This window comes from Sphingobacteriaceae bacterium GW460-11-11-14-LB5, from assembly GCA_002151545.1.
GTDB lineage: Bacteria > Bacteroidota > Bacteroidia > Sphingobacteriales > Sphingobacteriaceae > Pedobacter.
In genome coordinates, this window is the sequence record CP021237.1 from 2,284,074 (window position 1) to 2,298,003 (window position 13,930).

Genomic DNA, 13,930 nt, shown 5'->3' on the forward strand with positions numbered 1-13,930 from the left:
ACTTAATACAATGAGTAATTTTACTCAATACATTGAGTAAATTGTTTAATATGTTCCAAAGATCTTATTTACAGCAACTTGTAAAAGTGATGAATGAACCAAAAAGGTTTATTCAGGTGCTTGTGGGCCCGAGGCAAATTGGTAAAACAACTTTGATCAGCCAATTGGTCAAGGAAATTGATACGCCTTGCATATTCGAATCTGCAGATGCTGTTGCCGCTTCTGACAGAACCTGGATAGAGCTGATATGGAACCATACCAGAGAACTCTTAAAAGAGCCTGGAGTTGATGAATATCTGCTGATCATTGATGAAATCCAGAAAATTGACAACTGGAGTGAAATTGTGAAGCGTTTATGGGATGAAGATATGCGAAATGGCATAAATTTAAAGGTAATTTTATTGGGCTCATCGAGATTATTAATTCAGCAGGGCTTAACAGAATCATTAGCAGGAAGATTCGAATTAACCTATTTAGGGCATTGGAGTTTTGCCGAAATGGAAAGTGCTTTTGGTTTTACTGCCGAACAATATGTTTGGTTTGGCGGCTATCCAGGCGCTGCAGGTCTGATCAACGACGAAGACCGGTGGAAAAACTATGTGTCAAATGCTTTGATAGAAACCAGTATTTCGAAAGATATTTTAATGCTCACCCGTGTAGATAAACCTGCCTTAATGAAACGTCTGTTTGAATTGGGCTGTTTATATTCCAGTCAGATCTTATCTTTCACCAAAATATTAGACCAGCTTTCTGATGCCGGCAATACCACAACATTATCACATTATTTAAATCTGTTAGATACAGCGGGTTTACTTGGTGGGATTGAGAAATTTGCAGCTGATGTAATCCGTAAACGTTCATCCAGTCCAAAGTTTCAGGTCCATAACAATGCACTGGTAAGTGCTCAAAGAAACGAGTTTTTTGAAGAGATAAAAAAACAACCGGCAGAATGGGGAAGAATGGTCGAATCTTCAATAGGAGCACACCTCTTAAATTCTTCTTTTGTAGAAGGTTACAAAGTTTTTTATTGGAGACATAGAAATGATGAAGTAGATTTTATTTTAGAAAAACGTGGTAAAATAATCGGCTTAGAAGTTAAAAGTACAGGGTTGGTTACAGGCACTTCCGGAATGGATGCTTTTAGCAAAATGCATAAACCCGATAAAATACTTTTAGTGGGCGCCGGAGGATTACCCTGGCAGGAGTTTTTAAAAATTTCTCCGTCAAGCCTTTTTTAACGAAAGCATAAATAATAACTATATTTGACCTAATAATATTTAACCACAGATTAAATCAGTATTTAGAGGTAAAATCTGTGGTTAATAAAACCTATAACAATACGAAGCTTTAAATGCCTTTACAAGAAACAAGCCCCCAAACTCCTTTCGAACTCGTTTCAGGACTGGAAATCCACGTTCAGTTAAATACAAACACTAAAATATTTTCCGCTGATAGTGCATCATTCGGGGCTTTACCCAATCAAAATATATCTACGGTTTCGTTGGCTTTGCCCGGAGCTTTACCGAAGTTAAATAAAGAAGTAGTTGCAAAAGCAATCCGTATTGGCCTGGCTTTAAACTGCACCATTAACCAGACCAACCATTTCGATCGTAAAAATTACTTCTATGCCGATCTGCCGAAAGGATATCAGATTACGCAGGATAACCAACCGATTTGTGTGAATGGTTTTCTGGAGCTTCAACTGGCTGATGGTTCTACAAAGAAAATCGGGATCAATCGCATCCACCTGGAAGAAGACGCCGGAAAAAGCATTCATGATCAGGACGACAACTATTCCTTAGTTGATTTAAACCGTGCAGGTGTACCTTTAATCGAGATTGTAACAGAACCCGATATCCGCAGTTCGGAAGAAGCTTCGGTATTGCTGAGCGAAATCAGAAAACTCGTAAGACATTTAAATGTAAGCGATGGCAATATGGAAGAGGGCAGTTTGCGTTGCGATGCGAATATTTCTATCCGCCCGCAGGGTTCTACTGAATTTGGAACACGCTGCGAAGTAAAAAACCTAAACTCCATGCGTAACGTACGTAGGGCAATGGATTTTGAATTTGGCCGCCAGGTAGAAGTGATTAGTGAAGGAGGAAAGATCATCCAGAGTACCTTAAATTTTGATGCCGATAAAGGTACTACGTCACCGATGCGTACCAAAGAAGAGGCTAATGATTACCGGTATTTTTCAGATCCTGATTTACAACCCATTCACATTTCTGATGCCTGGTTAGCAGAGATCAAATCGTTGATGCCTGCGCTTCCTAATGAAATATCGAAGCAAATGGTTTCGGAATTTGGGATCAGCAAGGCGGATGCAACGCTTTTTGCAGAAGATTTAGACCTGTTAAACTATTTTAATCAGGCTCAATCTGCTGTTCACAACAAAAAAAGCCTGATTAACTGGTTAATTGGTCCGATTAGAGCGGTTTTAAATGAAAAAGGGATGGCGATCACCGATTTTAAAGTTAACCCGGCGCAACTGGCAGAAGCCATTAACCTGGTTGATGATAAAAAAATCACACAACAGATTGCTATTCAACAATTATTACCCGCTGTTGAACTGGAAGCAAATGCAAAAGTTACTGATTTGGCACAATCGTTAAACTTACTGATCTCTGAAAACGGAGACGAATTAAGTAGTTTTATTGATGAAGTGTTAAATAAATATCCACAACAGGTAGAAGCGTACAAGAAAGGCAAAAAAGGCGTTTTAGGTTTATTTGTTGGCGATGTAATGAAACTTGCCAAAGGTAAAGCCGATGCTAAAAAATTAAATGAATTAATACTTGAAAAACTGAAATAATGAGACTAAAACAATTGAGCCTGATCATGCTGATCGCGATTGCTTTCACTGCATGTAAACCCAAAGATAGCTTTACGATTGACGGAACTTTCCAAAATCCCGGAACGGAGAAGAAAGTATTTTTATACGGTATGCAGAATAGTAATATGGTTGCAATCGATTCTACCAATCTATCGGAAAAAGGTGAATTTAAATTCATCCGTAAAACGCCATCGGTTGATTTCTTTAGGGTATCGGTAGGTAACCATGAGTTTATGTTAATTGCCAAAAATGGCGATGACATTAAATTAGAAGCTGATTTGGCCGACAAAACAATGGCTTATAAAATTTCAGGTGCAAATGAAGTAGAAAAATTATCAGAACTAAATGCCATTAGAAATAATTTTGCCAAGCAGGTAGAAAAATTACAGGCTGATTTCGAAGCGAAAGTAGCAACACAGCCTCAAAACAGGGCAGCTGTGTTAGAATCGATGAAACCTCAGTACGAATCGTACATCAATCAATTGAATACGCAGATTATAAAATTTGCTAAAGACAATAAAGGTACGCTAGCCAGTTTTTATGCCATGAATACTTTAAGTCCGCAGGAATTTGAAGCAGAACTGGTACAATTTGCTGATGAAGTGAAAGAAGAAATTAAAGGCAATGCTACGGTTGATACCTTTGTAAAGCAGATGGCACTTTTAAAAGCCGTTCAGGTAGGACAGGTTGCGCCGGCATTTACCATCAATACAGCTGATGATAAACCGGTAAGTTTATCAGACTATAAAGGGAAATACGTACTGATCGATTTCTGGGCATCGTGGTGCCAGCCTTGCCGTCAGGAGAATCCGAACGTAGTTAAGGTTTACAATAAATACAAAGCTAAGAACTTCGATATCATCGGTATTTCGTTAGATACCGACAAGGCAGCATGGTTAGGTGCAGTGAAAGCTGATGGATTAACCTGGACACACGTTTCGGAATTGAAAGATTTTAATGGTGTAACGGTAAAAAAATACCAGGTACAGGCTATCCCAACATCTTACCTGGTTGATCCTTCCGGAAAAATAATAGCCAAAAACCTGCGTGGTGAAGAACTGGAGGCCTTTTTAGCCAAAACGTTACTTTAAAACAAATTCCATGTTAAACTAATTTAAGTAATTAACAATTTCTTAACTTAGGCTTAACTAAATATTGCATCATAGACACTACTTTCGTAACAAATATTTAACTATGAACAACGCAGGTCAGAAAATATTAATTGTTGATGATGAACCGGATATTCTGGAGCTAATTGAGTATAACCTTAAAAAAGAGGGTTATCAGGTTTTCACCGCTACCAATGGCCAGGAAGGAATTACTGTTGCGAAAAAGGTGCATCCGGATTTAATTATCCTGGATATTATGATGCCTAAGATGGATGGAATTGAGGCTTGCCGTTTAATGCGTGCCATACCTGAATTCAAGAATACATTTATGGTTTTCTTAACTGCCAGAAGTGAGGAGTATTCTGAGATTGCCGGATTTAATGTAGGTGCTGATGATTATATCGCAAAACCGATTAAACCACGCGCTTTAGTAAGCCGCATTAATGCGATTTTAAGAAGAAATACCGGAACAGAAGAAGTATCGGAGAACAAACTGGAAATTGGCGATTTAGTGATCGACCGTGAAGCTTATTTAGTATTTCAAGGTGGCAACAAGGTAGTATTGGCTAAAAAGGAATTTGAGCTTTTATACTTACTGGCTTCAAAACCAGGAAAAGTTTACACCCGCGAATCGATCCTTAAAAATATCTGGGAAGACTCGGTAGTCGTAACCAACAGAACCATTGATGTTCACATCCGTAAACTGAGAGAAAAATTAGGCGAAACTTATGTATCAACCGTAAAAGGGGTAGGTTATAAGTTTGAGCTTTCTTAAGTAAGAATTATAAAAGCTAAAGTTATTAAGCCGCTCTGATCTACATCGGAGCGGCTTTTTTTGGACTTAAAATTTTCAAGTAGATCCTGAAACAAGTTCAGGAGGACGATACTCGTAAAGAATTCGTCATGCTGTCCCGAATATTTGGGATCAACATCTTTCCAGAATGTGGTCCTGAAATAAATTCAGGGTGACGACTGCCTTAAAAAAATAAAATCGTATTTTTGCAACTCATTAATTACAGCACAGTTTGAAGTTTCCTAATTTTAAAGACCTTATTCTTTTCGAAGACAACGATTTTATTGTTATCAATAAACCTCCATTTTTAGCGTCGCTCGATGAACGCGGCGGATCTGGAGAAACCAATGTATTACGCCTGGCCAAACAGTATAGCGATGATGCACAGGTTTGTCACCGTTTGGATAAAGAGACTTCTGGTGCTTTAATTATCGCCAAAAACCCTGAAGGTTATCGCCATGCTTCCATGCAGTTCGAAAGAAGAAAGGTGAATAAAACTTACCACGCGGTAGTAGACGGGCACGTCATTTTCGACCAGTTAACGGTTGATCTTCCGATCTTGAACGATGGCAATAAAAATGTAACCATCGACAGGGCAGAAGGTAAAAGAGCGGAAACCATTTTCGATTCTTTAAAATACTACAAACACTACACTTTGGTAGAGTGCAAGCCAATTACTGGTCGTATGCACCAGATTCGTATTCACCTGGCTACGCAAAGAGCAGCCATTGTTGGTGATGACATGTATAAAGGGAAACCCGTTTTTCTTTCGTCAATCAAGCGAGGTTATAAATTAACCAAAGGTGAGGAGGAGCAACCCATTATGAAACGTTTCGCATTACATGCCAGGCATTTGGTTTTTAAAGGTTTAGACGACAAAGATATTGTGATTGATGCACCTTATCCAAAAGATTTTGCAACCTTAATTAAGTTACTGGATAAATTTGATGCATAAAACAGCCCTTTAAATTGGCTCGTTTCGTTGTTTTTGTTACTTTTGGGCTATTCGCCCTCTATTAAAAAACAATAGAATGTACATCAGATTTGTAAATTACCTTGATCAGATTAACCAATACCGAAAATCTAAAATATCAAACCGTAATTTCTTAATTATCCTGGCCGTAATTGTCGGGATTTTAGCAGGACTTGCAGCTGCTGCCTTAAAAAGTTTAACCCACCATATCGAAGAATTTCTTCAATCAGACTGGCACTGGAAATATAAATACTACCTGTACTTCATATTTCCGATGATTGGTATTTTTTTAACGGTTTTGTACATTAAATACTTTATCCGTAAAACAAAATTCGAAACAGGTTTAACGCCTTTGCTTTATGCCATCTCAAAAAAATCGAGTAAGGTAGAAGCACACAATATTTATTCGCAGATTATTACCGCAGCTGTAACGGTTGGTTTTGGCGGGTCAACAGGACTGGAAGCTCCAATTGTGACCAGTGGATCGGCAATAGGCTCAAACCTTGGCCGCTTGCTGGGTTTATCTTATCGTGAAATTACCATGCTGGTGGCCTGTGGTGCAGCAGCCGGTATTGCAGGAGCGTTTAACAGCCCAGTGGCTGGGATTGTTTTCGCGATTGAAATTCTATTACCTGAGTTTACCATTCCGGCATTTATTCCGCTATTATTATCGGCAGCAACAGCAGCAGTAGTAGCAAGGTTATTTTATACCCAACAGCTTTTCTTTTTGGTTACAGAAGGATGGAAGGTAAACGCTTTATTTTACTATGTCATACTAGCCTGTTTTATTGGTTTATTCTCAATCTATTTTACTAAAGCCAATTATGCTGTAAAAGGATTATTCTATAAAATCAAACATCCTTATACCAAAGTAATTGTAGGCGGTTTAATGCTTGGTGTTTTAGTATTCCTGTTTCCAACACTATATGGTGAAGGTTATATTACGATAAAAGGTTTGTTAAAAGGCGATTATCAAGCAGTGATCAACAACAGTATTTTTGCCGATTACAATACCATTCCGGCTTTAGTAGTGCTGTTTACAGTGGTAACCATTTTTATGAAATCGATAGCCACCTTAGTTACCTTAGGTGCTGGTGGTAACGGTGGCACGTTTGCGCCGAGTTTGATTATGGGTGGTTTAATCGGATTTATCTTTGCTTATGTGGTCAATCTATCTGGCCTGGCGCAGTTAAATGTATCTAACTTTATTGTTGCGGGCATGGCCGCTGCTTTAGGTTCGATTATGCACGCGCCTTTGACCGGTATTTTCCTGATTGCCGAAATTACGGGTGGATATATCTTAATGGTACCGCTAATGATTACTACTGCCATTTCTTATGCGATTAACCGCAGCTCGCAAAAACATTCTATCTATACCAAAGCACTGGCGGATAAAGGTGAGTTATTATCACATGATGATAAAGATACGACTGTTCTAAACCAGATGAAACTGAAGTATTTGATCGAAAAAACCTATCCGCAGTTAAATATGAACGATCTGATTTCGGTTAAAATGAATGAGATTATGCAATCGCGTAAAAACATTTGTGCGGTTACGGATGAGCTGGGCGATTTTAAGGGCATCATTTATATAGAAGAACTATTTAATGAAATGATTAATCACCCGGATAAAGAAAACCTGCAAGCTTCTTATCTGGTACAACCAGCCCCAAATGTGATTACTGAAAATGATGATCTGAAAATGGTATTAGAGAAAATGGAGCAGGATAATGTATGGATTTTACCCGTATTAACTGCGCAAAACCAGTATCTGGGTTTCGTTTCTAAAACAGCAATTTTTAATAAATACAGAGCATTACTGATGAGACAGAATGATTATATGGGATAGGAAGGGGTTTTAATGTTGCAGCATAAAAAAGAAGTCAAGTTTTAAAAACTTGACTTCTTTACTATAATGCTATTCTGCTCTTTTTAAACCGAATTTCTCAATTTTACTATACAAATGGCTTCTTTGAATATCAATTTCATCAGCTGTTTTTGATACATTCCAGTTATTTTTCTCCAGTTTGAATTTGATAAACTCCCGCTCTGCGTGATCTTTATAATCCTGAAAATTATTAAACGAATCGAAAGAAGAAGCTAAGGATGAGCCTCCAGCACCTGCAATTTGCGCACTGGTGGCTGCCCCAATGTTTGTACCACCGCCTGGATTGGCAAAAGCACGTACATCATTTTCAGTAATTACCTTATCGCTCAGAATAATCAAGCGCTCAATCATATTGTGCAGCTCACGTACATTCCCTGTCCAAGGTAAAGCTTTTAAGGCAGACATACCACCATCATTTATTTTCTTAACCGGCATTCCATAATCGCTGCAGATATTTTCTAAAAAGTTCTGAGCGATAACAGGAATATCATCGGTACGCTCTGTTAAATGCGGAACATGGATATTAATTACATTTAAGCGGTGGTACAAATCCATACGGAAGTTACCATCTTCAATTTCTTTTAATAAATCTTTATTGGTTGCTGCTAAAACGCGAACATTTACTTCTATTTCCTTTTCTCCCCCCACACGCGAAATTTTATGCTCCTGCAAAGCACGTAAAACTTTTGCCTGGGCAGAAAGGCTCATATCGCCAATCTCATCCAAAAATAAAGTTCCGCCATTGGCCAGCTCAAATTTACCGATGCGTTGTTTAACTGCTGAGGTAAATGAACCTTTCTCGTGTCCAAATAATTCACTTTCAATTAGTTCGGATGGAATAGCAGCACAGTTTACCTCAATTAAAGGGCTATCAGCACGGTTCGATTTTTCGTGTAACCATCGGGCTACCAATTCTTTACCGCTACCATTTGCACCAGTAATTAATACACGCGCTTCAGTAGGGGCAACACGCTCTATCGTTTCTTTAATTTTAGAAATGCTCTCCGATTCGCCTAAAATCTCACGGGTTTTACTCGCTTTGCGCTTTAAAACCTTGGTTTCAGTAACTAAATTTCCACGGTCTAAACCATTACGAACGGTAATTAATAAACGGTTTAAATCAGGTGGTTTCGAAATGAAATCGAAAGCTCCTTTTTTACTGGCTTCAATGGCCGTTTCAACTGTACCGTGACCAGATATCATAATGAACGGTAGATCGGGTTTAATGATCTGTGCCTGTTCGAGCACTTCCATACCATCCATCTTATTCATCTTGATGTCGCAAAGTACCAGGTCGAAATTTCCTTTTTTGATCATTTCGAGGCCATCGATACCGTTATCGATATCTTCAACATCGTAATTTTCGTACTCCAGAATTTCGCGTAAGGTACTCCTTATCGCTCGCTCATCGTCAATTATTAATAATTTAGCCATTAGAGATGTATTCTTTAATTTTGAAATGCGAATATATTATTTTTTAATTAATGTATAGTTTTTTATACAATTTATACGCAATAAACCTTAAAAGATCAGGAAAGGTTTTAATGGGCATAATCCATTTTGAACTTACCTAAATCGGGCTTATACTTTTTAGGTCTTTTTAATTCGAAATCATAAATGGTACGCCCCAGATTTTTCATAAAAGGAAAACAAACTGTTTCGTATTCGTACTTATTATCGTTAAATATGCCATCCTCATTACTCTGTACTACCGCTGTAAGGAAATATTCGATTCCGTTCTTAAAATCAATGAAATAGGAGTTATCGATGATGAAACCGTAACTGTCTCCGTACTTATTAAAGATTCTAATATCAGGATCAGGACTTACCTGTTCTCTTCCATAATACAGCATTTTCGCGTAGGTTGGCCAAAATTCTTTTGGATCGTATTTAGGAAAATCACTTTCTGTAGGATATTTACTCATGTACGTATAAATCAGCTTGTAATCTTCTGGCGTGAGGTTAAATCTTTCTTTTGCCGGATAAGCTTCAGGAAAAATTAATTTCTGCATCAGTTTCTGTTGATCATTAATGGCGAAGGCATTTTTGCCCGCTAAACTGAAAGGCTTGTTTACTAACTTATCGGTACTATCCATATAACCTTTACCCATTACCAGATGGCTTAATTTCAATTCATAATCTTTTGGATCATACTGGGCAGCCTGATTATACACCAGATGATCTCCGTTATAAAATTTAATGGGATTGGTATGTTTGGCAGATTCACCCGCATCGCCAATGGCCAGGCGGTTTAAAATACGGCTATCATTTAAGCCATTTGCCTTTAGTTTTTCGTTAATTTCTGCCCGGCCGATAAATTCGAACAAACGGTTAAAGGCATCGTTATCACTGGTAAGCAAAATCTTTTTAACATAGTGCGCTATGGATGGAAGCCCGTTTTTAGCACTCGAGTCTTTTAATACTTTCGTTTGTCCTTTAAATGCACTATCGGTAATCATGGCGCTGTTAGCCGTTAAGCCTGTATTTCTTAAACGATTTACTTTTTCTAGAGCAAAAATGACTGCAGCCAGTTTAACCGTACTGGCCGGATAAAAATAGTGGTGCGGATCTAAGTTGTAACTAAATGTTTTAAACGTGGGTTTATTTTTCGCATCGCGGTTAACCTGCGTATAAAGAACCTGGATCTGGTTTTGACCAGGATGATTGAGTACGGTAGAAAAAAGTTCTGGCCTGGTTTCCATCAGTTTCTTCAGAAAAACAGTATCGGTTTTTTGCGCCATAACAGATAGGCTGATTAATGAAAAAGCAACAATTAATATTTTTTTCATAGGTAAAAAATTGATTCCTAATTTAGTCTTTTCTGTTAAAACCACCATTTTCCATCATCCATTTTACAAGTTGTTTAATTTTATTACTTTTGCAGCGCTTTTGGTTTCCGGCTTTACACCCGGAATTAAAAGGGAATACAGTGTAAATCTGTAACTGTCCCGCAGCTGTAAGCTCCTTAACGGATTTCCAATCAATCTGCCACTGTTCCGACTCGTCGGGATGGGAAGGCCGGAAACCCGGGAGTAAGTCAGAAGACCTGCCTTAGCATTATATTTCATAGCTTTCGGGGATTGAAGCTAAGGGGTGATGTACTTACGTATTCGTATTTCATTTCTTTTCCATCTGTTGGCTGTGGGTTAAACTCACAATCAAAATGACACATAAACATTCTGCCTATGCGGGCACAATGCAGTTTTTTCTATTTTCTTCCATTTTATGGACAGGATTTCTATTGCCTTTAAATACAAGGGCACAAAGCGATAGTACCCTAAAAAGCACACAACTGAAAGAAGTTCAGATTAGGGAATACCGGTTAACCGAACAAAGTAAATCGCCAACACCGGTACAAATCCTATCGGCTGATGAGCTTAAAAGGATAAACAGCCTGTCTGTTGCCGATGCCATCCGCTACCTTTCAGGTGTGCAGTTGAAAGATTATGGTGGAATAGGCGGGATGAAAACGGTTAATGTACGTAGTTTGGGCACTAATCATACTGCAGTTTTTTTAGATGGCATCCAGATTGGCAATGCGCAGAACGGCCAGGTAGATTTAGGTAAATTCTCATTGAACAATCTCGAAGAAATTGCTTTGTATAGTGGTCAAAAGCCAGAATTATTGATTCCAGCGAAAGGTTATGCCTCAGCAAGCAGCATTTACCTCAAAACCAAAGATCCTGATTTCGAAAAAAGCCAAAAGCAAAAGATCGAGCTCGGATTAAAAAACGGATCATTCGGACTCATTAATCCATCATTAGTTTATTTGTACAAGATTAACGAAAAGCTAAAGGCCAGTATCAATACCGAATATATCCATGCAGACGGGAAATATAAATTCAGGTACACCAACGGGGTTTTCGATACCACAGCGGTAAGAAACAATGGAAACGTGGAGCGTTTCCGTTTACAGGCTGCATTATTTGGTAAATTTAATGGCGGTAAATGGCATGCACAGGCCTATTCATTTTTATCAGACAGGGGATTACCCGGAGCAATTGTAGCCAATAGATTCGATTTTACACAAAGAATATGGGACCGCGATTTCTTTATCCAGGGAAATGCAGAAAAAAACTTATCGAATAAATTTACCATTCTGGTGAATGGTAAATATGCCTATGTATATCAACGCTACCTCGATCCTGATTATGTAACCACCACAGGTTTTTTAGATAACCGGTTTAAAGAACAGGAAGCATACCTGTCGGTTGCTGCAAAATATAAGATCAGTTCAGTTTGGGAGGCTGCTTACGCATCTGATTACACCTTCCAGACTTTAGATGCCAACATATACAGGTTTCCTTATCCCACTCGCAATACCTTCTTAAATGTTTTAAGTTCATCCTTCATCTTTAAGCAGCTTAATATCCAGGCAAACCTGTTAAGCACAACCGTAGTCGATCGGGTAAAACTGTATTCTTCAACCGGAAATAAACAGGTTTTTAGTCCAACCGTAATGCTTTCCTGGAAACTATTAAAAGATCAGGATATCAGAGTCCGTGCATTCTATAAAGACATATTCAGAATGCCAACCTTTAACGATTTGTATTATACGTTTATCGGTAATACCCTGTTAAATCCCGAATACACCAAACAGTACGATGTTGGTGTAACCTATTTCAAGAACTTCAAAAACCAGGAGATCAAATTTATCGATATCCAATCGGATGTATATTATAACCGGATAAAAGATAAAATTGTGGCACAACCCGGTGCAAACCTGTACCGTTGGATAATGTACAATATCGGCCTGGTTGATATCCGTGGTTTAGAACTTAATGCAAAAACAGCATTCGAGCCACTTAGCAATTTCATCATCAACATTGGCATTAATTATACTTATCAGAAAGCGGTTGATGTTACATCAAAACTTGAAGAAACTTATCAAGATCAGATTCCTTATATCCCTGAAAATAGTGGATCATTTCTTACCTGGTTAGATTATCATCAATGGCACGCCAACTACGGATTCATTTATACAGGATTCCGTTACAACCAGAAAGCTAACAATATTTACAACTACATGGAGCCATGGTACACTCATGATGCAGCTATTGGTTATGAATTTAAGTTGAAAAATGGGAGCATAGGTATAAACGGAGAAGTAAATAACCTGCTTAACCAGTATTACGATATCATCCCAAATTTTCCTATGCCTGGTAGAAATTACAGGTTAACCTTAAACTATAAATTATGAGGTATTTAAAATTTTTAATATTCGTTTTGGCTTTTCCAGTAGTGATTATCAGTGCCTGTAGAAAAGATCCGCAGCCGCTACCATCCGAAATAACCAAAGTAGAACCTGAGCCAACATCAGTCATTAAAGGTTTTTATCTGGTGAATGAAGGCAATATGAACATGAATAAAGCTTCGCTCGATTATATGGACCTGGTAAACGGTATTTACACCCGTAACCTGTACAATCAGGTAAACCCCGAAGTAACCAAAGGTTTGGGCGATGTGGGGAATGATATTGGTAGGTATGGCAGTAAACTTTATGTGGTGGTTAACATATCAAACAAGGTTGAGGTACTGAACATTAAAACCGGTAAAAAAATCGGACAGATCAATATCAACAACTGCCGTTACATCACATTCAGTAATGGAAAAGCGTATGTAAGTGCTTATTTAGGCAAAGTTGGCGATCCGAAGGCCCCTAATGGGATAGTGGCTGAAATTGATACCACGGCACTAAGGGTAAATCGAACTATTGAAGTGGGCAGGCAACCGGAGGAAATGGCCATTATTGGCACCAAACTTTATGTAGCCAATTCCGGAGGATACAGTCCGCCCGACTACGAACATACGCTTTCCGTAATCGATCTTTCCAGTTTTACTGAAATTAAAAGAATCGAAGTGGCCATTAATCTCAGCCGCGTAAAAGCCGACAGTTATGGCGACCTGTACGTCAGCTCGAGAGGAGATTATTATACCATTCCAGCTAAACTTTTTGTAATCGATACCCAAACCGACCAGGTTAAAAAGGTATTCAATATCGCGGCCAGCAACCTCGTGATAGATGATGATTACGCCTATATCTACAGCACCGAATGGAACTACATCGAAGGCAAGAACAAGATTACCTACAACATGATCAATACGAAAGATGAAACCCTGATGGATCGCAAATTCATTAGTGATGGCACTGAAAAAGACATTAAAATCCCTTACGGAATCGCCGTTAACCCAGCCAGCAAAGATGTTTACGTAACCGATGCCAAAGATTATGTTAGCCCTGGCAAATTACATTGTTATAGTCCCGAAGGGCGATTAAAATGGTCGGTTACCACAGGCGATATTCCAGCACACATCACATTCACAAATTAAA

The 13,930-nt window shown here is 38.5% G+C and carries 10 protein-coding genes and 1 riboswitch; of the genes, 8 read left to right on the top strand and 2 right to left on the bottom strand.

The annotated features are described in order from the left end of the window. Positions 1 to 50: 50 nt before the first annotated feature. From CA265_09165 to CA265_09190, 6 genes are all read left to right on the top strand, one after another. Positions 51 to 1,238, top strand: a complete 1,188-nt coding sequence (locus tag CA265_09165; GenBank protein ARS39808.1) for an AAA family ATPase — start codon at positions 51 to 53, stop codon at positions 1,236 to 1,238. Positions 1,239 to 1,351: 113 nt separating this feature from the next. Beyond that, positions 1,352 to 2,815 (top strand): glutaminyl-tRNA synthase (glutamine-hydrolyzing) subunit B, encoded by a 1,464-nt coding sequence (locus CA265_09170; protein ARS39809.1) that lies wholly within the window; start codon positions 1,352 to 1,354, stop codon positions 2,813 to 2,815. Further along, positions 2,815 to 3,927: a thioredoxin gene (locus tag CA265_09175; protein ID ARS39810.1), complete on the top strand. Its 1,113-nt coding sequence runs from the start codon at positions 2,815 to 2,817 to the stop codon at positions 3,925 to 3,927. The genes CA265_09170 and CA265_09175 overlap by 1 nt, the downstream gene beginning before the upstream one ends. 103 nt (positions 3,928 to 4,030) lie before the next feature. Beyond that, complete coding sequence (locus tag CA265_09180) at positions 4,031 to 4,720, top strand: DNA-binding response regulator (GenBank protein ARS39811.1); 690 nt, start codon at positions 4,031 to 4,033, stop codon at positions 4,718 to 4,720. Positions 4,721 to 4,970: 250 nt separating this feature from the next. Further along, complete coding sequence (locus CA265_09185; protein ARS39812.1) at positions 4,971 to 5,693, top strand: RNA pseudouridine synthase; 723 nt, start codon at positions 4,971 to 4,973, stop codon at positions 5,691 to 5,693. 76 nt (positions 5,694 to 5,769) lie between these two features. Continuing rightward, on the top strand, positions 5,770 to 7,560 hold the full coding sequence (locus tag CA265_09190; GenBank protein ARS39813.1) for a chloride channel protein: 1,791 nt from the start codon (positions 5,770 to 5,772) through the stop codon (positions 7,558 to 7,560). A 69-nt stretch (positions 7,561 to 7,629) separates the two neighbouring features. Here the strand turns inward: CA265_09190 and CA265_09195 are convergent, their stop codons facing one another. Beyond that, positions 7,630 to 9,033, bottom strand: coding sequence for a Fis family transcriptional regulator (locus CA265_09195; GenBank protein ID ARS39814.1), 1,404 nt, complete (start codon positions 9,031 to 9,033; stop codon positions 7,630 to 7,632). A 107-nt stretch (positions 9,034 to 9,140) separates the two neighbouring features. Beyond that, on the bottom strand, positions 9,141 to 10,388 hold the full coding sequence (locus tag CA265_09200; GenBank protein ARS42940.1) for a hypothetical protein: 1,248 nt from the start codon (positions 10,386 to 10,388) through the stop codon (positions 9,141 to 9,143). Positions 10,389 to 10,472: 84 nt separating this feature from the next. Then, a riboswitch (cobalamin riboswitch) is annotated at positions 10,473 to 10,668 on the top strand. 94 nt (positions 10,669 to 10,762) lie between these two features. Here CA265_09200 and CA265_09205 point away from each other — a divergent pair. Both CA265_09205 and CA265_09210 read left to right on the top strand, forming a co-directional pair. Continuing rightward, complete coding sequence (locus tag CA265_09205) at positions 10,763 to 12,799, top strand: ligand-gated channel protein (protein ID ARS39815.1); 2,037 nt, start codon at positions 10,763 to 10,765, stop codon at positions 12,797 to 12,799. Continuing rightward, positions 12,796 to 13,929 carry a hypothetical protein gene (locus CA265_09210; protein ID ARS39816.1) on the top strand — a complete coding sequence of 378 codons (1,134 nt, stop codon included), beginning with the start codon at positions 12,796 to 12,798 and terminating at the stop codon, positions 13,927 to 13,929. The genes CA265_09205 and CA265_09210 overlap by 4 nt, the downstream gene beginning before the upstream one ends. Position 13,930 lies beyond the last annotated feature (1 nt).